General features: G+C 68.7%; 20 protein-coding genes. 8 read left to right on the forward strand and 12 right to left on the reverse strand.

What is annotated here, in order from left to right:
• Positions 1-93: 93 nt before the first annotated feature.
• The gene (locus CBM2588_RS26615; RefSeq protein ID WP_115683253.1) at positions 94-1,026 is read left to right on the forward strand and encodes a LysR family transcriptional regulator; all 933 of its coding nucleotides are present in this window, start codon (positions 94-96) and stop codon (positions 1,024-1,026) included.
• Between the two features lie 11 nt (positions 1,027-1,037).
• Here CBM2588_RS26615 and CBM2588_RS26620 read toward each other — a convergent pair whose 3' ends face one another.
• The 4 genes from CBM2588_RS26620 to CBM2588_RS26635 all read right to left on the reverse strand — a co-directional run bounded on the left by CBM2588_RS26620 (position 1,038) and on the right by CBM2588_RS26635 (position 5,071).
• Positions 1,038-2,036, reverse strand: coding sequence for a Bug family tripartite tricarboxylate transporter substrate binding protein (locus tag CBM2588_RS26620; protein WP_115683254.1), 999 nt, complete (start codon positions 2,034-2,036; stop codon positions 1,038-1,040).
• An 89-nt stretch (positions 2,037-2,125) separates the two neighbouring features.
• Positions 2,126-3,184, reverse strand: coding sequence for a 3-keto-5-aminohexanoate cleavage protein (locus CBM2588_RS26625; RefSeq protein WP_115683255.1), 1,059 nt, complete (start codon positions 3,182-3,184; stop codon positions 2,126-2,128).
• Positions 3,185-3,235: 51 nt separating this feature from the next.
• A complete protein-coding gene (locus CBM2588_RS26630) occupies positions 3,236-4,078 on the reverse strand; it encodes a TauD/TfdA dioxygenase family protein (RefSeq protein ID WP_115683256.1) in 843 nt (280 codons plus the stop codon).
• 12 nt (positions 4,079-4,090) lie between these two features.
• Positions 4,091-5,071, reverse strand: a complete 981-nt coding sequence (locus tag CBM2588_RS26635) for a quinone oxidoreductase family protein (protein WP_115683257.1) — start codon at positions 5,069-5,071, stop codon at positions 4,091-4,093.
• Between the two features lie 161 nt (positions 5,072-5,232).
• Between CBM2588_RS26635 and CBM2588_RS26640 the strand changes: the two genes are divergently transcribed.
• The gene (locus tag CBM2588_RS26640; RefSeq protein ID WP_115683258.1) at positions 5,233-6,231 is read left to right on the forward strand and encodes an AraC family transcriptional regulator; all 999 of its coding nucleotides are present in this window, start codon (positions 5,233-5,235) and stop codon (positions 6,229-6,231) included.
• A gap of 10 nt (positions 6,232-6,241) precedes the next feature.
• Here the strand turns inward: CBM2588_RS26640 and CBM2588_RS26645 are convergent, their stop codons facing one another.
• Positions 6,242-6,646: a PaaI family thioesterase gene (locus tag CBM2588_RS26645; protein WP_115683745.1), complete on the reverse strand. Its 405-nt coding sequence runs from the start codon at positions 6,644-6,646 to the stop codon at positions 6,242-6,244.
• A 253-nt stretch (positions 6,647-6,899) separates the two neighbouring features.
• On the opposite strand from CBM2588_RS26645, the gene CBM2588_RS26650 reads away from it, so the two are divergent.
• Both CBM2588_RS26650 and CBM2588_RS26655 read left to right on the forward strand, forming a co-directional pair.
• Positions 6,900-8,306 (forward strand): selenium-binding protein SBP56-related protein, encoded by a 1,407-nt coding sequence (locus CBM2588_RS26650; RefSeq protein ID WP_115683259.1) that lies wholly within the window; start codon positions 6,900-6,902, stop codon positions 8,304-8,306.
• Positions 8,303-8,968 carry a hypothetical protein gene (locus CBM2588_RS26655; protein ID WP_115683260.1) on the forward strand — a complete coding sequence of 222 codons (666 nt, stop codon included), beginning with the start codon at positions 8,303-8,305 and terminating at the stop codon, positions 8,966-8,968. Before CBM2588_RS26650 ends, CBM2588_RS26655 begins: the two co-directional genes overlap by 4 nt.
• Positions 8,969-8,977: 9 nt before the next feature.
• Here CBM2588_RS26655 and uraD read toward each other — a convergent pair whose 3' ends face one another.
• Positions 8,978-9,496: a 2-oxo-4-hydroxy-4-carboxy-5-ureidoimidazoline decarboxylase gene (gene uraD, locus CBM2588_RS26660; protein ID WP_115683261.1), complete on the reverse strand. Its 519-nt coding sequence runs from the start codon at positions 9,494-9,496 to the stop codon at positions 8,978-8,980.
• A gap of 123 nt (positions 9,497-9,619) precedes the next feature.
• Positions 9,620-10,564 (reverse strand): LysR family transcriptional regulator, encoded by a 945-nt coding sequence (locus CBM2588_RS26665; RefSeq protein WP_115683262.1) that lies wholly within the window; start codon positions 10,562-10,564, stop codon positions 9,620-9,622.
• 408 nt (positions 10,565-10,972) lie between these two features.
• Between CBM2588_RS26665 and CBM2588_RS26670 the strand changes: the two genes are divergently transcribed.
• Genes CBM2588_RS26670 through uraH form a run of 3 tightly spaced genes read left to right on the forward strand, consistent with a single transcriptional unit; the run spans position 10,973 to position 13,211 of the window.
• Positions 10,973-12,325, forward strand: coding sequence for an MFS transporter (locus CBM2588_RS26670; RefSeq protein ID WP_115683263.1), 1,353 nt, complete (start codon positions 10,973-10,975; stop codon positions 12,323-12,325).
• A 10-nt stretch (positions 12,326-12,335) separates the two neighbouring features.
• Positions 12,336-12,845, forward strand: coding sequence for a hydroxyisourate hydrolase (locus CBM2588_RS26675; RefSeq protein WP_115683264.1), 510 nt, complete (start codon positions 12,336-12,338; stop codon positions 12,843-12,845).
• Positions 12,846-12,875: 30 nt separating this feature from the next.
• Positions 12,876-13,211, forward strand: coding sequence for a hydroxyisourate hydrolase (gene uraH, locus CBM2588_RS26680; protein WP_115683265.1), 336 nt, complete (start codon positions 12,876-12,878; stop codon positions 13,209-13,211).
• Between the two features lie 21 nt (positions 13,212-13,232).
• On the opposite strand, the gene CBM2588_RS26685 is transcribed toward uraH, so the two are convergent.
• The gene (locus CBM2588_RS26685) at positions 13,233-13,679 is read right to left on the reverse strand and encodes a winged helix-turn-helix transcriptional regulator (protein WP_115683266.1); all 447 of its coding nucleotides are present in this window, start codon (positions 13,677-13,679) and stop codon (positions 13,233-13,235) included.
• 106 nt (positions 13,680-13,785) lie between these two features.
• On the opposite strand from CBM2588_RS26685, the gene CBM2588_RS26690 reads away from it, so the two are divergent.
• Positions 13,786-15,033, forward strand: coding sequence for an MFS transporter (locus CBM2588_RS26690; RefSeq protein ID WP_115683267.1), 1,248 nt, complete (start codon positions 13,786-13,788; stop codon positions 15,031-15,033).
• A 32-nt stretch (positions 15,034-15,065) separates the two neighbouring features.
• Here the strand turns inward: CBM2588_RS26690 and CBM2588_RS26695 are convergent, their stop codons facing one another.
• Genes CBM2588_RS26695 through CBM2588_RS26710 form a run of 4 tightly spaced genes read right to left on the reverse strand, consistent with a single transcriptional unit; the run spans position 15,066 to position 19,508 of the window.
• A complete protein-coding gene (locus CBM2588_RS26695; RefSeq protein WP_115683268.1) occupies positions 15,066-16,058 on the reverse strand; it encodes a Bug family tripartite tricarboxylate transporter substrate binding protein in 993 nt (330 codons plus the stop codon).
• Between the two features lie 59 nt (positions 16,059-16,117).
• The gene (locus CBM2588_RS26700; protein ID WP_115683269.1) at positions 16,118-16,879 is read right to left on the reverse strand and encodes a cupin domain-containing protein; all 762 of its coding nucleotides are present in this window, start codon (positions 16,877-16,879) and stop codon (positions 16,118-16,120) included.
• 14 nt (positions 16,880-16,893) lie between these two features.
• Complete coding sequence (locus CBM2588_RS26705) at positions 16,894-17,721, reverse strand: GntR family transcriptional regulator (protein ID WP_115683270.1); 828 nt, start codon at positions 17,719-17,721, stop codon at positions 16,894-16,896.
• Positions 17,718-19,508: an acyclic terpene utilization AtuA family protein gene (locus tag CBM2588_RS26710; RefSeq protein WP_115683271.1), complete on the reverse strand. Its 1,791-nt coding sequence runs from the start codon at positions 19,506-19,508 to the stop codon at positions 17,718-17,720. Before CBM2588_RS26710 ends, CBM2588_RS26705 begins: the two co-directional genes overlap by 4 nt.
• Positions 19,509-19,511: the final 3 nt, after the last annotated feature.

A 19,511-nucleotide genomic window follows, 5' to 3' on the forward strand; every position in this document is an offset into this window, starting at 1 on the left:
ACAGAGCAAGAGCAACTTAAGTCGGCTATCGTTGCCCTGCCGGCAACACAACGACACGCCGGCGCCTTCCAAGCCAGACAACGAGGTCCCGACATGCGCGAACTGAACCAGCGCAGGCTGCGCTATTTTCACGAGGTACTGACGCACGGCTCGATCCGTGGCGCGGCCGACAGCATCAACACCTCGCCGTCGGTCATCACACGCCAGATCCGCCTGCTGGAAGAAGAGGTGGGCGCGCCGCTGTTCGACCGCCATGCGCGCGGCGTGCAGCCGACCGAAGCCGCGCAGCACCTGCTGGAGTACTGGCGCGGCTGCCGCGCCCAGCAGGAACTGTTCGAAGACCGCCTGCAGGCCTTGCGCGGGCTGCAGCATGGCCAGGTGCGCATCGCCACCAGCGAGGGCTATGTCGACGGCCTGATGGATGAAGTGCTGACGGATTTCTGCGCGCGCTATCCCCGGCTGGACGTGACCGTCGACATCCTGCCGGTCAACAACGTGCTGCAGGAGGTGGCCGAAAGCCGCGCCCATATCGGCCTGGCCTACAACCCGCCCGGCCATGCCGACATCGCCTGGGTGGCGACGTCATCGCAGCCGGTGGTGCTGCTGGTGCATGCCGGGCATCCGCTGGCGCGCCGCGGCGGCAAGGTCGGCGTGCAGGAGCTGGCCGACTATCCGCTGGCGATGATGCCGCCGGCTTTCGGGCTGGGACAGGTGGTGCAGATGCTGGCCTACGCGGAGAACATCCAGATCCGCCCGACGCTGACCACCAACTCGCTGGCGGTGCTGCGCCACTTCGTCAAACGCCATGACGGCATCACGCTGATCGGCGGCTTTGCGGCCTACCGGGAATTGCAGTCCGGCGAACTGGTGACCTTGCCGATCGCGCATCCGCTGTTCGAAGCCGCCAAGGCGCGCCTGCTGGTCAAGGCGGGCCGGCCGATGGGCGTGGCAGCCAATACGCTGCTCGACTGCATCCTGCGCGACATGTCGATGTTCGCCGGCGCCCGCCGGCGCCGGAAGCGATAGGCCGCGGCCCGCTACTCCGGCACGAAGCCAATCGACCGCAGCAGCTCCGCCTGCCGCTCATAGGCCGCGCGGGCCTCCTTTGACAGCGCTTCGCTGCCGAGCGGCTGGCCGTTGTCCATGCCCATGTCTTCCACGTGCTTGCGGTAGCCCGGCTGCTGCACCACCGCCAGGGTGGCGTTGCGGATCTTCTCCTGCACCGCCGCCGGCACGTCCGGCGGCAGCCACAGGCCCATCCAGCCCGGCTCCGTCATCGCCGGGAAGCCCACCTCGGCGAAGGTCGGCACGTCCGGCAGCGCGGGAATGCGCTTGGGGTAGGCCACGGCATAGGCCCTGAGCTTGCCGGCCTTGATCAGCGGCAGCGAAGTGGCCAGCCCGTCGAACATCAGCGGCACGTGTCCCCCCATCACGTCCTGCAGCGCGGGCGGCGAGCCCTTGTAGCCGACGTGGCTCATGTTCACCCCCGCCAGTCGGTTGAACTGGACCCCGAGGGTCTGGCCGCGCATGCCGGCGGCATACGAGGCGTAGTCGATCTGCCCCGGCTTGCTCTTGATGTAGGCCAGCAGCTCGCTGAAGTTCTTCGCCGGCAGTTTCGGGTTGCCGACCAGGACCAGGCCGGTGCGCGCCACCTGGGCAATGGGCTTCAGGTCCTTGAACGGATCGAACGAGACCTTCAGCGCCAGCGGGGTCTCGGAGACGATGCCGCCCTGGATCAGCAGCAGCGTATGCCCGTCGTGCGGCGCCGACAGCAGCGTGCCGACCGCGATCGCGCCGGCGCCGCCGGGCTTCTGCTCGACGATCACCGGCTTGCCCAGCGACTGCGTCAGCCCCTCGGCGAGCAGGCGCGCGAGGATGTCGGCGGTGCCGCCGGCGGGGCCGCCGACCACGATCCTGACCACCTTGGACGGCCACACCTGGGCATGGGCAGCCGATGGGAACGCGGCCGGCAGCGCCAGGCCGAGCATGCATGACAGCAGCGCCCTGCGGCGCGCCGACGGTTGTGCTTGCTTCATGGTTGTCTCCGAATGTGCGAGGGTTCGGGGCAGCCAGCCGCCGCCCCTGCCCTTCTACGGGGCCGCCTGCCGGTGGCAGCCGGCCCGGTTCAGGCGGCCTTGCGCAGGAAGCCCTGGTTGCCGCCGTTGCGGTTGGGCGCGAACCCGTTGGCCGCCAGCGTCTCCTCGACCGTGTCGTAGAACACGCCGATCTTCTGGATCTCGCGCGCTTCCCGGGCGCTTGCCACCTTGCGGCCGAATTCGCCGGCAATGCGCACCAGTTGCTCGATCTGCTTCACGGTGCTCATCTTGGCCGTGCGCGACTGGTTCCACAGGCAGTCCTCGGTCCCGCAGCGCACATGCAGCCCCAGCGCAATGCCCATCATGTTCACCGGCAGCACGTTGCGCACCGAGCTTTCGACGGTCAGCACCGCGCCATCCGGCACCGCGCGGACGATGTTGGCCAGGTTGAACACGCTCGGCGCATCCATGCCGCCGCTGATGGCGACCCAGTTCATCACCAGCGGGCCCTTGTAGATGCCGCGCCGGATCAGCCGCTCGACCGATTCGAAGCTATTGATGTTGTAGCACTGGAATGCGCTCTGGATGCCGGCGGCGGACAGGCGGCGGATATGCTCCTCGACCCAGCCGGGCTGCGCGGGCACCGTCATTTCCTTGTACGCGTTGAAGATCGCGGGATTCTCGCGCGAGGTGCCGCGGAAATCCGCCAGTTCGGCATGCTCGGTGACGTTCATCTGCGAGGTGTTCACGGTCACGGTGACCTGGTCCGGCACCGGATCGAGTTCGGCCAGCATGTGGCGCGTGTCGTCGGACAGCCACTTCGCGGCATCGCCCTCGTTTTCCGGCGCGAAACTGATCGATCCGCCGACCTGGATCACCATCTCCGGCACCGCCTTGCGCACCCCGGCGATCAGTTCGTTGAACTTGGACAGGCGCTTCGAGCCCTTGCCGTCGAGTTCGCGCACGTGCAGGTGCAGCACGGTCGCGCCGGCGTTGTAGCAGTCAACGGCCTTCTGGATCTGGTCCTCCATCGTCACCGGGATGTCTTCCGGAAAGTCGGACGGCAGCCAGCCGGGCGCGTAGGGGGCCGCGGTGATGATCAGCGGCTGCTGGTTTTCAGGGAACAGGGATCCATCTAGGTAGTGCACGGCATGTCTCCATTGATCGTGGCGTGGCCAGGCCTGCGGCGCTGGCGCGGCTCAGAACGGCTTGTCGCCGATGATGGCGGCGCGCTCCATCTTGCGCGGCGCCGGCCAGTAGTCCTGCACCGCGTAGTGCTGGGTGCAGCGGTTGTCCCAGATCGCCACGCTGTTGGGCTGCCAGCGGAAGCGCACCTGGTACTCGGGAATCGCCGCCTGGCTGATCAGGTAGTTCAGCAGATGGCTCGCGCCCGGGGTCTTGTCCTGCCCGTAGCGCACGTTCTCCGGCGTGTGGAAATTGACGAAGTGGGTCGAGAAGCCGCAGACATAGAGCACCTTCTCGCCGGTTTCCGGATGCGTGCGCACCACCGGGTGCTCGACCGCGGGGTACTGCGCCGCCAGCTTGGCGCGGTTCTCCGGGCTCATCGCCGCGCCGAAGGAATGCTCGATGCCGTGCTTGGCGCGCAGGCCGGCGATGCGCTGCTTGATTTCCTGCGGCAGGTGCTCATACGCCGCGGCCATGTTGACCCAGATGGTGTCGCCGCCGACGGGCGGCGACTCGATGCAGCGCAGCACGCAGCCCATCGGCGGGCATTCGCGCCAGCTGCCGTCGGTGTGGTAGCTGTTCTCGTAGTTCTCGCGCTTGTCGCTGCGATAGATCTGCACCAGGCCGGGATGGTCGGGATCGCTGCCCGCCACCGGATGGTCTTCCAGTTCGCCGAAGCGCCGCGCGAACGCCACGTGGTCCGCGCGCGAGATCTCCTGGTCGCGCAGGAACAGCACTTTGTGCTCGAGCAGCAGCGACCTGATCTCGGCAAACAGCGCCGCATCGCGCGCGGCATCGGCCAGGCTGACGCCGCTCAATTCGGCGCCGATGCTGCAGGTAAGTTGTTGGACTCGCATGAGGACGCTCCTTTACAGCACGAAGATCGATGAGCCGGTGGTCTTGCGCGACTCCAGGTCGCGGTGGGCCTGGACCGCATCCTGCAGCGCATAGCGCTGGTTGATGCCGATGCGTAGTCGCCCGGCGGCCACGTGGCCGAACACTTCCGCGGCCAGTTCGGCCTTCTCGGCGGGATCGGCAATGTAGTCGGCCAGCGCCGGCCGGGTCAGGTAGAGCGAGCCCTTCCGCGCCAGCAGTTGCGGATCGAACGGCGGGATCGTGCCCGAGGCGGTGCCGACGCAGACCATCAGCCCGCGCCGCCTGAGCGAATCCAGCGAGCCCTGGAAGGTGCTGCGGCCGACGCTGTCGAACACCACCGATACGCCGGTGCCGTCGGTCAGTTCGCGCACCCGCGTTGCCACGTCCTCGCGGCTGTAGTCGATGATGTGGTCGCAGCCATGCGCGCGCGCCAGCTCGGCCTTGGCTTCGGTCGAGACCGTGCCGATCACGGTCAGGCCGAGCAGCCTGGCCCATTGCGAGACGATCAAACCGACCCCGCCGGCGGCCGCGTGCAGCAGGATGGTCTCGCCGCCGCTGAACGGGTAAATGCGGCGCATCAGGTAGGCCGAGGTCAGGCCGCGCATGGTCATCGCCGCGGCGGTCTCGAAGGAAATCGCATCCGGCAGGCGGATCAGCGGCGCGGCGGGCACCAGGCGCTCGGTGCTGTAGGCGCCGAGTGTGTTGGTGAAGCCCGTATATGTGACGCGGTCGCCTTCCGCGACCTGGGTCACGCCGGGCCCGACCGCCTGCACCACCCCGGCCGCCTCAACGCCCATGCCGCTGGGCAGCGGCACCGGGTAGGTGCCGTTGCGGAAGTAAGTGTCGGCATAGTTGAGCCCGACCGCGACGTGGCGGATCCGTACCTCGCCCGGGCCCGGATCGCCGACTTCGGCGTCCTCGTAGCGGAGGACTTCGGGGCCTCCGGTCTCATACATGCGAATGGCTTTGGCCAAGGCTGTCTCCTGATTGTGGTGTCCTGCCCGCGCCGCTATCATTGGCGCGGCGCAGTCGATTGTGAGACAGCCGGGCCGCAGCGCCCTTGACCGATCGCGCCAGGATTTGCCATTTGACGACGGACACGACCGACGCCCCCACCCACTCTCGCGGCAGCCCCATGACCGTCCTTGTTCGCAGCGCATCGCTGACCAAATACCTGGGCATTGCCCGGGGCGCGGGCCTGGATCCGGTGCAAATGGTGGCCCGGGCCGGCCTGGACCAGGCGTGCCTGTACACGCCCGACCTGCGCATCCCCGAGCAGCGCCTGGCGCAAGTGCTGGAGGCCTCGGCGCGCGAGACCAGCTGCCATTCGCTGGGCCTGATGGTGGGGGAATCGTGGCGCCTGTCGGACTTCGGCCCGGTCAGCCTGCTGTTGCAGCACCAGCCCACGCTGCGCGACGCGCTGGCCGAGATCGAGCGCTACCGCCACTGGCTGAGCGACTCCATCGCCATCCTGGTCACCGAGCATCGCGGTGTCGCGGTGCTGCACGTGACGCTGCAGACCGGGCGGCAACAGCCCGGCCGGCAGGCGATGGAACTGACCGTGGCCGCATTGCACAGCCTGATCCGCGCCATCCTGGGCGAGTCGTGGATGCCGCACAGCGTGCATTTCGCGCATGCGGCGCCGGCCGACCTGCGCATCCACCGGCGCCTGTTCGGGCCGCGCATCGAATTCGGTTCGGACTTCGACGGACTGGTGCTTGCCGGTGGCGACCTGGATCGCGTCAATCCCCTGGCCGATGCCAGCCTGGCCGGGTACGCGCGGGGTTTCCTCGACCTGCAGCCGGGGGCCGGCAAGCCATCCCTCGCCGCGGACGTGCGGCGCACCCTCAACCAGTTGCTGCCGCGCGGACGCGGCGCGGTGGAACAGGTCGCGCAAAGCCTGGGCACCAGCCCGCGCACGCTGCAGCGCCAGCTGGAACAGGATGGCCTGACGTTCTCCGCACTGGTCAATGAAGTGCGCCGCGAGCTGGCGCAACGCCATCTGCAGGATCCGCGGCGGCCGCTGGCGCAGGTCGCCACACTGCTCGGGTTTTCAGAACCGAGCGCATTCTCGCGCTGGTTCGCGGCGCAGTTCGGCAAGTCGCCGACGCGCTGGCGCCAGGACGGCGCCTGAGGCGGGCCGCCTACTTCAGGTACTTCATCGTGGCCACGCCAGTGGCCACCAGCAGCTCGCCATCCAGCCACACCTCGGCCCGCGAAAAGAAGATCGAACGCCCGCGGCGGTCGACCATCCCCTTCGCCGTCAGCAGCTTGCCGGTCCCGTTGCTGAGGAAGTTCGATGTCAGCGACAGCGTGACCGCATGCCGCGGGCTCTCGTGCGGCGCGGCGTAGAGGCCGGCATAGCCGGTGGCGGCATCGAGCAAGGTGCAGATCGTGCCGCCATGCACGACGCGGCTGCGGTTGAGCATGCTGGGCGCGAGCGGCAGTTCCAGCTCGACATGGTCGTCGCGCCAATGGGTGATCCTGACCCCGATGCTTTCCAGTGCGGGATTGTCGAGGCTGTATGCCTCGCCCTTGCCTGCTGCCATTGCCGCGTCCATCGCCCGGATTTCCCTTTGCTTGATCAAGCCTCCTTTCTGCGCGATCTGCGTGTTTCCGACAATCTGTATTTCGCAAACCGGACCTTCCGCCGGCATGAATCCGCGCATGCGGCGCGGCACGCACGGCTTTGACTCGGCTTGCAGAACGACCTAGGCTAGGTAGGCTTAGCGCGCACTCGGCCACCCGCCAAGTGACGTACCGGCGATGTCGCGAGGTCCGCCAGGACCAGGAGGGCACACCATGAACATGCGGCCAGATCCGACGTTTCACGCCTCGCCGGAGCTTGCGATCCACGCGCCCGCGGAATCCTTCGCCTACACGGTGCTGCTCAGCCCCGGCGGCGCGCAGCCCGACGCGCTCGCGGTGATCGACGTCAAACCCGGATCGCCGACCTACAGCCAGGTGGTGCACACCGTGCCGATGACGCACAAGGGCGACGAGCTCCATCACTTCGGCTGGAACGCCTGTTCGTCGGCGCTGTCGCCGCTGACCGGACATGCGTTCCTGGAGCGGCGCTACCTGATCATTCCGGGGATGCGCTCGTCGCGCCTGTATATCGTCGACACCAAGCCGCATCCGACCCAGGCGCGCATCCACAAGATCGTCGAGCCCGACGAGATCTTCCGCAAGACCGGCTATTCGCGGCCGCATACCGTGCACTGCGGGCCCGGGGGCATCTATGTCAGCACGCTGGGCGGCGGCGGGCCGGACGGCACCGACGGCGCCCCCGGCATCTTCATCATGGACTGCGAAACCTTCGAGGTGCTGGGCCGCTGGGAGATCGACCGCGGCGAGCAGCAGAAGCACTACGACTTCTGGTGGAACCTGCCGCGCGACTACATGGTGTCGAGCGAATGGGCCCTGCCCCCGCAGTTCGAGAACGGCCTGGTGCCCGAGGATTTGCTCGGCAACCGCTACGGCCACAAGCTGCATTTCTGGGACCTGCGCGCGCGCCGCAACGTGCAGACCATCGACCTGGGCGCCAATCACCAGATGGCGCTGGAAGTCCGGCCCGCGCATGATCCGGTGCGCGAGTACGGCTTCGTCGGCGTGGTGGTCGACACCACCAACCTGGAAGGCTCGATCTGGACCTGGTGGCGCGAAGGCGGCAAGTTCCACGCCGAAAAGACGGCGACGATCCCGCCCGAAGCCGCCGACGCAAGCCAGTTGCCGCCGCTGCTGCAAGGCTTCGGCGCGGTGCCGCCGCTGGTGACCGATATCGACCTGTCGCTGGACGACAGGTTTCTCTATGTGTCGTGCTGGGGCACGGGCGAGATGCGCCAGTACGACGTCACCGATCCGCGCAAGCCCAGGCTGGCGGGCTCGGTCCATCTCGGCGGCATGGTCCGCCGCACCCCGCACCCGAACGGCAAGCCCTTCGCCGGCGGCCCGCAGATGGTGGAGATCAGCCGCGACGGCCAGCGCGTCTACTGGACCAATTCGCTGTATTCCACCTGGGACCAGCAGTTCTACCCCGATGGCATTCCCGGCGCGCAGGTCATGGCCCGCGCCGGAGCGGACGGTGGCCTGGAGCTGGCCGACGACTACTGGGTCGAATTTCCCGAAGGCTACCGCGCGCACCAGATCCGGCTGGAAGGCGGCGACTGCTCGACCGATTCGTTTTGCTATCCCTCGGCCAGGGCTTGAGCGGGCACGACTGGGAACAGCTTGGCCTGTGGTCGGCGGTGCTGGCCAGCGGGCTCTATCACGGCGTCAATCCGGCGATGGGATGGCCGCTGGCGGTATCGAACGGCCTGCTGGCGCACAGCGGCCGGGCCCTCGTTGCCGCGCTGGGGTATCTGGCCGCCGGGCACGCGCTGGCGGTGCTGGCGGTGACGCTGCCGTTCGGCATGCTGGCCGCGCTGGTCGCCTGGCAGGCGCAGATCCGCATTGGCGCCAGCCTGCTGCTGGTTGCCGCCGGCATCGCGCTGCTGCTCAGGCGGGGGCATCCGCGGGCGCTGGTGCGCATCGCGCCAGCGCGGCTGGCGCTATGGTCGTTCGCGGTGGCGATCGCGCATGGCGCCGGGCTGATGCTGGTGCCGATCTATCTTGGGCTGTGCCGTACCGATAGCGAGCCGGGCCACCAGGCGGCCGCCACGCTTGCCGGCGCCAACCTGGGCATGGCGCTGGCCGTCGCGCTGCTGCATACGCTGGCCATGTTTGCCATGGGCGGCGGCATGGCGTGGCTGGTCTACCGCTACCTGGGGCTGCAGTTCGTTTCGCGCAGCTGGTTCAACCTGGAGGCGGTCTGGGCCCTCAGCCTCATCCTGGTGGGGATGCTGGCGCTGGGGCTGGAAGCGTCCGGCTAGGAACCGGGTTCAGCCGGCCAGCCGCGCCGCCAGCCGCCCGCGCGTGATGGCCGCGATCTGCGCCAGCGCCTCGTCCAGTTCCTGCTGCGTGCTGCGGCCGATGCGGCGCTCGAACGCGGCAAAGATGCCTTCGCGGGTGTAGTGGCGCACGCAGATGATGAAGGGGAAGCCGTGGCGCGCCTGGTAGTCCGCGTTGAGCTGGTCCAGCGCGGCTTCCTGCTGCGCCGACATCGCATCCAGGCCGGCGCTCTTCTGCTCGGCGTTGGAATCCGCCGTCATGGTGCCCGCGCGGATATTGCGCGCCGACAGCTGCGGGTGCAGGTTCAGGAAATCGCACTGGCGCGGCGCATCGAGCTTGCGCACCACGTCCATCATCGCGCCATGCAACGCCGCCACCGAGGCGAACGGCCGCTGTGCCCAGGCGCCTGCCGCGGCCTGCGGAAAGTGTTCGAACACGCTGCCGAAGGCCTCGGCAAAGGCCGCTTCGTCCAGCGCATTGACCGACGCCAGGTCGAGGGGGTGAGACATGGAAGCTTCTCCCGTAGGGATTCCCGCAAGGGCAATCGTTGGATACGGGGCCGAGTATAGGAACGCCCCGCCGCAGCGGCGAGAGCCGGCGCCCTATAGATCGGATAACAGAAACCGATACCGTTAGCGGTGCATGTCGCGCAGGTCGCGCAGTTCCTGCGAAGCCGCGGTCAGCATGCCGCGCAGCCACACGTGCGCGGCCGAGCGATGGCGCGACGGATGCCACAGCTGGTAGAAGCGCATGAAGGGGAACTCGATCGGCGGCTCCAGCACCGCCAGCGGCACATGCTGCGCGTGATAGTTGGCGAAGTGGCGCGCCGTGGTCAGGATCAGGTCGGTGCCGGGAATCAGGCTGGGGGCGAGGTTGAAGTAAGGGCAGCTGACCCGGTTGTCGCGGTGCACGCGCATGGTGCTCAGGCCCGCATCCACCAGCCCGCGCTGGTCGCGCGAGTACGGCGTCGGCACGATATGCGACGCACCCAGGTAGGCCTGCGCGGTGAACTTGCCGGGCTGCGCATGCACGCTGTCCTGCGCCACCACGCATACCACCTCGTCCTCCAGCAGCACCGACAGGTGCAGGTGCTCGGGCGGATTGGGCCAGTTGCCGATCACGATATCGACCGCGCCCGCCGACAGCGCCTGCTCATAGTCGAAGGTGGCCCCGAGCGGCAGCGCCGACAGCCGCGCATGCGGCGCGGCACGGCGCACGGCGCGCACCACATGCGCAAAGAACGGCGGCGCCAGGTAGTCCGGCATCGCCACCACGAAGCTCTGCTCGGTGGTGGCCGGGTCGAAGCGGTCGTCAGAGACCAGCAGGTTGTCCAGCGCGCTGAGCGCTGCCTGCGCATTGCGCGCCAGCTGCAGCGCCCGCTCGGTCGGCACCATCACGTTCTTCTCGCGCGTCAGCAGCGGGTCGTTGAAGATCGCGCGCAGGCGCTTGAGCGCGGCGCTGATGGCCGGCTGCGACTGGTTCAGGCGGATCGCCGTGCGCGACACGCTCTGCTCGGCAATCAGGATGCACAGCACGCGCAGCAGGTAAGTGTCGAACGGGTCGTCGGCGCGAATCATGTTGGGTCCGTGGCAGGGGAACAAAGGCAGGGAACAGAGAATGCATGGCAGGTGCGGCTGCCGCCGCTCGCGGCGGCGCCGGCACGCCGGGCCATGGCGACTTTGTAGCGTGTCGCGCACCGCACGGCAACCGGTGGAACCCGCACGGGCGCCGCCGCGCCGCGCGCGCGGCATCCCTGCAGCGGGCCGATCAGGGTAATCCATAGGTCCGCCGGCAGCCTTCGCCGATTCCCGCAAACCCGCGCCAGGCAAGGGATTGCGGCCCATATCGACGCTGCTATGGGGCCTATACCAGCCCCCTCGTTTCGCATCGGCGGGCCATTCATATACTTGCTCCCAACCCGGCGGACCGCATGCAAACCGCCACCAGGCCGCGGCCTGGCAGAACACCACAAGACAGGAGACATCATGTCGATCACGAAACAAGGGGTACCGGTCTTCGCCGGCACCGCCGAGGACGCCGAGGACAGCGTCTACCGCAAGGTTACCTGGCGCCTGCTGCCATTCCTCGGGGTGCTGTGGGTGCTGGCTTGGCTGGACCGCGTCAACATCGGCTTCGCCAAGCTGCAGATGCTGGATGCACTGCGCTTCAGCGAGGCCGTGTACGGGCTGGGCGCGGGCATCTTCTTCCTGGGCTACTTCTTCTTCGAAGTGCCGTCGAACATGCTGCTGCAGAAGATCGGCGCCAAGAAGACGATCATGCGCATCACCATCTGCTGGGGCGTGATCTGCATGCTGCAGAGCTACGTCACCACGCCCACGCAGTTCTACATCCTGCGCTTCCTGCTGGGCGCGTTCGAAGCGGGCTTCTACCCCGGCGTGATCCTGTACCTGACCTACTGGTACCCGTCGCAGCGGCGCGCGCGCGCCTTCGGCACCTTCATGTCGGCATCCGCCATTGCCGGCGTGCTGGGCGGCCCGCTGGCCGGCTGGATCATGACCGGCATGGCCGGCGTCAGCGGCATGCACGGCTGGCAGTGGCTGTTCATCCTGGAAGGCATCCCGTCGGTGCTGGCCGGCATCTTTGCCTGGTTCTACATGACCGACAAGCCCGAGCAGGCGCACTGGCTGTCCGACGCCGAGAAGCGCGTGGTGCAGGACGCGCTCAAGCGCGACCACGCCGCCATGGGCGAGCGCGGCCACGACTGGCGCACGCTCTTCACCAACCCCAAGGTCTGGCTGCTGATCGCGATCTTCTTCTGCCTGCTGTGCGCCAACTCGACGCTGACCTTCTGGATCCCGACCATCATCAAGGACGTGGGCTTCACCACGCCGATGGCGGTGGGCTGGATCGCCGCGGTGGCGTACCTGTGCGGCGCCGCCGGCATGATCCTCAATGGCGCGCATTCCGACCGCCGCAATGAAGTGCGCTGGCACTTCAGCGGCGCGGCGCTGGTCGGCGGCGGTGCCATGGCCGTGCTGGCGGTGCTGCTGGGCGCGCAGGTGCTGTCGCCGGTGATCGCGCTGCTGGCCATGACCGCCGCGCTGGTCGGCACCATGAGCGCGATCCCGGTGTTCTGGCAACTGCCCAACCGCTACCTGGCCGGCAGCGCCGCCGCGGTGGGCGTGGCCCTGATCAACTCGGTGGCCAACCTGGCCGGCTTCGGCGCGCCGTACGTGATGGGGCTGGTCAAGAACACCACCGGCAAGCTCACCTCCGGGCTGTACCTGGTGGCGGTGATCGAAGTGCTGGCCGCGGTGCTGGTGCTGGTGGGCATCCGCCAGCTGCGCGGCAAGACCGCACCGGCACCTGTACGTTAAGGAGCCTGAGATGGACGACCATACCTTTGATCCCGCGCGCCGGCGCTTCGCGCTGCAATCGATGACGCTGGGCGGCGGCGCGCTGCTGGCCGGCGCCAGCTGGGGCGCCACGCCGCATGCGCCGGCGCCGAACCAGACCGCGGCGCCGGTGCAGCAAGGCGGCCTGAGCCCGCGCCTGACGCTGCATGCGCTGGACACCTACCACGGCACCCCCGCGGCCGGCATGCGCGTGGAGATGTTCCGCATCGACAATGGCCAGCGCGTGCCGCTGCCGACCGTCACGCTGGCCGCCAACGGCCGCAGCGAGCCGCCGCTGCTGATCGGCGACAGCTACCGCACCGGCACCTATGAGCTGATCCTGCACGCCGACGAGTACTTCGCCGCGCGCAAGGCCAGCCTGCCGCAACCGTCGTTCCTGTCGAAGATCCCGCTGCGCGTGCGCGTCACCGACGCCGGCCAGCGCATCCACCTGCCCGTGCTGTTCGGGCCGTGGAGCTACAACTACTACCGCGGCAGCTGAGCGCGCGGCCCAACCCGGAGAGATCGCATCATGGCAGGTATCAGCACCCATGTGCTCGACGTATCGCTGGGCCGCCCGGTGGCCGGCATGCAGGTCGAGCTGTTCGACGTCGCGGTGCAGCCGCCCCGGCTGCTGGCGCGCACCCGCACCAACCACGACGGCCGCACCGATGCGCCGATGCTGCCGCCGGCGCAGGCGCGCACCGGCGAGTTCGAGCTGCGCTTCTGGGTGGCGGATTACTTCCGCACCCCCGACGTGTTCGCCGACATCGTGCCGGTGCGCTTCACCGTCGCGGATGCCGCGCAGCACTACCATGTGCCGCTGCTGTGCTCGCCGTGGAGCTTCGGCACCTATCGCGGCAGTTGAGCACCAGCGCACAGGCCGCGCCTACCGCGGCTTGCGCACCTCCGCCTCGTCGTGCGACAGCACCTTGCCGTCGCCGGAGCGCGGCATCATCGGCGGCACCGGCTTGCCGGTGCGCTTTTCCACCAGTTGCGAGCGGCGCTCGCCGCGCGCGAACAGGTGGTGTTCCCCCCACTGGCGCAACGCCACGACGATGGGGAACAGGCTCTCTCCCATTTCCGTCAGCACGTATTCCTGGTAGGCACTGCCGTCCGAGGCCGGCCGCGTCGCCAGGATGCCGGCTTCCACCAGCCGGCGCAGGCGATCAGACAGGATATTGCGCGCCACCGCCAGGCTGCGCTGGAAGTCGCTGAAGCGGTGCATGCCGTCGAAGGCATCGCGCACGATCATCAGCGACCAGCGGTCGCCGACCAGCGCCAGCGCGCGCGCCACGGGGCAGGTGTCTTCGCTCGGGTCCTTGCGGGTGACCATGTCAGGTAAGCCTTGGGCGCATCGCCCGCCGTCAAAAGTGGTTGCATTTTAAAACCGGCAGGCTTACGCTTCAACTGGTTTTAATTTGCAACCACTTGGAAGCGATATGGAAACCTGCTCGCGGGCGCCGGATACGACATCGCCCACCGCCCCCACCGCTTGCCCGGCGGCCTTGCCCGCATCGCTGCCGCGCGCCGCGGTGCTGCTGTTCGCCTGCGCCAGCGGGCTGAGCGTTGCCAACGTCTATTACGCGCAGCCGCTGCTGGACGCGCTGATGGTGGATTTCCACATCGGCGCCGCCGCCATCGGCGGCGTGGTCACCGCCACCCAGGCCGGCTGTGCACTGGCGCTGCTGTTGCTGGTGCCGCTCGGCGACCTGCTGCCTCGCCGCCGCCTGATGCTGGCGCAGGTTCTGGCGCTGGCCGGCGCGCTGGCCGTGGTGGCGCTGGCGCCATCGGTGCCGATGCTGCTGGCGGGGATGCTGCTGACCGGCCTGCTCGGCACCGCCATGACCCAGGGACTGATTGCCTACGCGGCCGCCGCGGCGGCGCCAGGGGAACGCGGGCACGTGGTCGGCACCGCGCAGGGCGGCGTGTTCGCCGGCTTGCTGCTGGCGCGCGTGGTCGCCGGCGCCGTCAGCGACCTGGCCGGCTGGCGCAGCGTCTATGTCTGCGCCGCCGCTGCCATGCTGGTGCTGGCCTTGCTGCTGTGGCGCTCGCTGCCGCCGCTGCCGGGCCCCGCGCAGCGGATGCGCTATGCCAGCCTGGTGTGGTCGATGTTCGCGCTGCTGCGCCGCGACCGGGTCCTGCAGATCCGCGGCATGATCGCGCTGCTGATGTTCGCCGCGTTCAATATCTTCTGGAGCGCGCTGGTGCTGCCGCTGAGCGCCCCGCCCTACCAGCTGTCTCACACCGCCATCGGCGCCTTCGGGCTGGTCGGCGCGGCCGGTGCGCTGGCCGCGGCGCGCGCGGGACGCTGGGCGGACCAGGGCCTCGGCCAGCGCACCACCTGCGCGGCGCTGGTGCTGCTGGTGGCCGCCTGGCTGCCGCTGTCATGGCTGGGCAGCTCGCTGTGGCCGCTGGCGCTGGGCATCGTGCTGCTCGACCTGGGCGGCCAGGCCATCCATGTCACCAACCAGAGCATGATCTTCCGCGCCGACGCCACCGCGCACAGCCGGCTGGTCGGCGCGTACATGCTGTTCTATGCGACCGGCAGCGGCCTGGGCGCGCTTGCCACCACGGCGACCTATGACGCCGCCGGCTGGCGCGGCGTTTGCCTGCTGGGCGCGGGCGTCAGCTTGCTGGCGCTGTGGTTCTGGGCCGGCACGCGGCGATGGATGGCGGCGCGCTGCTGACCAGGCCAGCGGGGGCGCAGCGCCTGGCCAGTTCACTCGGGCTCGATGCCCGCGGCCTTGATCACCTTGGCCCATTTCAGGGTTTCGCTGCGGACGAAGGCGGCCAGTTCCTCGGGCGTGGACGGCGAGGGTTCGCCGCCGCTGCGGGCAAAGTATTCCGCGGCAGCCGGACCGGTCAGCCCGTTGCGCATCAGGCCGCTCATGCGATCCACCACAGCCCTGGGCGTCCCGGCCGGGAAAAAGGCTGCCGCCCACGCCACCATCTCATAGCCCGGCAGGCCGCTCTCGGCCATGGTCGGCACATCCTTCAGCACCGGATTGCGTTGCGCCGTGGTCACCGCGATGGCGCGCAGCTTGCCACCCTGGATCAACGGCATGGCTGGCGAGACGTCGCTGATCATGAAGTCGACCTGGTGTCCCATCAGGTCGTTGAGCGCCAGCGGCACCCCCTTGTACGGCACGTGCAAGGCCTGCACGCCGGCCAGCATCTTGTAGAGTTCACTGGCGATACGGGTCGACGAACTGCCGCTGGCAAATGTGAGTGCCCCTTGCCGGGCCCGCGCCAGCGCCGTCAGGTCCGCCAGCGTGCGCACCGGGCTGTCGGACGGCACCACCAGCACCAGCCCGCTCTTGACGATCAGCGATGCCGGCGCGAAGTCCTTGACCGGATCATAAGGAAGCTTCTTGAACAAGGACGCGTTGGCGGCATGCGTGGTATTGGTCGTCACCAGCATGGTGTAACCGTCGCCCGGCGCGCCGGCGACCGCCTTGGCCGCAATGAAGCCGTTGGCGCCCGGGCGGTTGTCGACCACGACGGGCTTGCCGGTCTGCGCAGTGATGCGCTCGCCGATGAAGCGGGCGCTGCTGTCGGTGCCGCTGCCCGCCGGGAACGGCACGACGACGCGAATCGCCTTCTCAGGGTACTGGCCGGCGTCGGCGGCCCGCGCGGCCCCGATCGTTGCCGTCGCGGCCGCCAGCGGCAGCAGCAGGCCGGCCGCCGCCTTGCGCATGCATGGATGCATCATGGTTGTCTCCTCGTGCCTTTGGCATCTATTGATGGTTGGTGCGCTGGCTGCGGTCCGGCTCAGCCTGAGGCGTCGTGCGCGCGCACCAGGATGGCTTCGCACCCGCCAGCCAGCGCGGCGAAGCTGAAACGCCCGTCCTCCGGCACAAAGACCCAGTCGCCGGAATCCGCGGTGAAGCCCTGGCCGTTGATCTCGCCGCTGATCGACCCCGACTGCAGGAACAGCACCTGCTCGGTGCCCGGCACCGTATGGGCTTCTGCACCGCCAGACGCTTGCACGGCAAGCTGGCAAATATCCAGGTGACGCGCATTGACCGTCTCGCGCGTGATAACGGGCCGGGCAAGCGCTCCGTGGTAGTGAGGCAGGCTGCGCGCCGCGGCGTGCATCGGCACCTCGCGCACGGTGTCCGCGTGGACGCGGCAGCGCGGGTCGTCCGCGCCATCGGCCACCGTGGCGGCGTCGGGGTTTTCGCTGTACGGCGGCGCGTAGACCACCATGACCTGCACCGGCGCTTCGCTGACCACCTCGAAGCGGTGGAATACCCCCATCGGGTTAAAGCTCCAGTCTCCCGCGCGCAGCATGTGCGAGCGGCCCGCGCTCTCCCCAATGCCCTCGCCCTGCACCAGGTACGACGCCTGCTCCAGGTTCGGATGCGCATGAGGCAAGGCGCCGTGGCCGCGAGAGATCGTGCCCAGCAGCACTTCGACGCGCCGCGCGCCGACGGTCTCCCTGCCGATGACGCGCTGGTTGGCGGTGCCGGTATGGTTCGCCGGGGAATACGCGGGCACATCGGCCGCGCGCCTTACGAATGGCGATGTCATGGCTGGTCTCCTTGCTAGTCTTCTTCGCGGGCAGCGGCCTTCGGTATGGCCAGCTCGGGGTAGCGCTCGGTGAGCTGAGCGGGCATTTCCACGTCCAGGATGAAGCGGTCGCCGCGATACCAGAAGCGGCCTGCCGTCAGCACGTTGCCATCGACATCCAGCGTGGTGCGGACCATGCGCGCCACCGGTGCCGCGAAGGCGTAGTCCAGCGCGCGCGCCAGCATGGCATCGGCCGGTTCCACGGTCAGGGTCTGGCGCATCATGCCAAGGCGGTCGCCCAGCTGCTGCCGCAACAGGTGGGCGATCTTGTGGTGATTCTCGGCGCCGCGCGGAAACCTGGCGAACACCGGTTCCGCCACATACAGATCGATCAGGCAGAACGGCACACCGTCATGCACATGCAGCTTGCGCAGCATCACGTAGCGATCCATCAACACGCCGCAAGTGGCAAGCCCGGGTGGCAGGCTCACACCCTTGCGCTTTTCCAGGATGCGGATCTCGAGATCGCTGGCGCCGACCGAGACATCGTTGATCGCCGAGCGCATGCCTTCGCCCGGTCCGGACGGCGCGCTGATGACGTGGGTGCCGCGCCCGCGCTGGCTACTGATCAGCCCTTCCTCGGTCAGCAGCGCATAGGCCTGCCTTACCGTGACCTTGGCAATGCCATAGGTGTGCGCAAGATGCTCCACCGTAGGCAACTGGTGCCCGACCGGATACTCGCCCGAGACGATCTTGTGGCGCAGCACGCTGGCCAGCTGGCGGTAGCGGGTCACGCCGCCGGCATTGTCGTCGCCCAGTGCAACGCCGTCATTAGCCGCGATCTTTTGCGTGGCGCGCGTCATGGCAGCAGGCTCCGCGGTACGCGCACAGGCATGGTCAGCAGGATCTGCGCCATTCCCTTGCCCAGCGAGTCATTGCGCAGCGATGCCATGCCGCCGCCGTCAAGCGCGGATTCGCAAACGAAGTTCATCGCGTCAAAGCCCGGCAAGTCGTAGCGTGCAACGCTGCCTTTCACGAGGTGACCCAGCCAGTCCGCCACCCGGCAGGCGGTGACTTCGGCGCGCAACACGGGCAGGTACTCCGGCCGGCGTGCCATCAGGCCGATATTGGAGATGTCGCCCTTGTCGCCGCTGCGCCCGTAGGCCAGCCGGATCAGCGGCACCTCGATGCAGTCGCCGCGGGCCGGCCCGGCGCTGGCAGCCGGCGCTTGCGCCGCTGCCGGCACGGCATCCTCTTCCGGCATGCGCGCGGCGGGACTGGCGACGGCGGTGCGCATGCCATCCATCACCACGGTGGGGGCCAACGCGGCCTTGTCCAGCAGGAATGCGTATTGCCGGATCGACGGCGATGGACTGGCGCGTCCGCCGCCCGATCCCGTGGTGCCCGGCGCCCAGCTGGTGCCGGCTGCCGCGATCTCGCGCGCGAACAGCTCCAGCGCCGCCTTCTCGGCATGCATGACCGCCAGCCGCATGATGGCCTCGCGGGTATGGCGCGTGGCGGCATGCGGCCCGAAACAGGATTCGGCGCCGAGGACTTCGACCCGGGTCCGGGTGTAGTCGCCCCAGCCGTTTTCCGCGAAGAGCCGGCGCGTGCGGGCGAGGATTGCTTCGGCCGTGCGCTCTGCCTTGGCCACGGCATCGATCCCGACGATGGTCAACTGGGCATTGCACCGGAACCCGTCCAGATAGGTGGCGCTGACCTTGTAGCAGTGGCTGGGGGCCCGCCCGCGTGCCCCGCGCACTTCGACCAGGTCCGGCCCGGCCTGGCGCAGCGTCACCTGCGTGAAATCGCAGGTCACATCCGGCAGCAGGTAGGCCGCGGGGTCGCCGATCTCATACAGCACCTGCTCGCCCACCGTGGCGGTACTGACCAGCCCACCGGTGGCCGGCGGCTTGCCCACCAGGAAGCTGCCGTCCGCCCGGCACTCGAGCACCGGATAGCCGATGTTCGGCCAGTCGGGCACCTGCTCCCAGTCGGTATGCAGCCCGCCCGTCGCCTGGCAGCCGCATTCGATGATATGGCCGGCCAGGCTGCCGTGCGCGAGCCGGTCATAGTCGTGCGCCTGCCAGCCGAACTCGTGCATCAGCACGCCCAGGGTCACGGCGCTGTCCACGCAGCGCCCGGTAATGACGATCTGCGCGCCCTGGTCCAGCGCCTGGCGGACCGGCAGCGCGCCAAGATAGGCATTGGCGCTGACCAGCTGGTCCGGCAGCGGCAGGCCCTTCTGCAGGTCCGCAATGCCGGCCTGGCGCAGCGACGGCAGCAACGGCATGACGTCGTCGCCCTCGACCACGGCGATGCGCACATCGATGCCCTGCTCGGCGGCGATTGCCGCCAGCGCCTGCGCGCAGCCTTGCGGATTGATGCCGCCGGCGTTGCTGACGACGCGGATATTGCGCGCGACGATGTCGCGCAGCAGGCTCTTCATCGTCACCGTGACGAAGTCGGTGGCATAGCCGAGTTCCGGCTTGCGCAGCCGCGCCGCGGCCAGCACCGACATGGTCAGCTCGGCCAGGTAGTCGAACACCAGGTAATCGATGTCCCCATGGCGCACCAGTTGCGGCGCGCCCACGCTGCTGTCCCCCCAGAAGCCAGAGGCACCGCCGATGCGGACGGTCTTGTCATGCATGGT

The organism is Cupriavidus taiwanensis (genome assembly GCF_900250075.1).
GTDB classification, from domain to species: domain Bacteria; phylum Pseudomonadota; class Gammaproteobacteria; order Burkholderiales; family Burkholderiaceae; genus Cupriavidus; species Cupriavidus taiwanensis_C.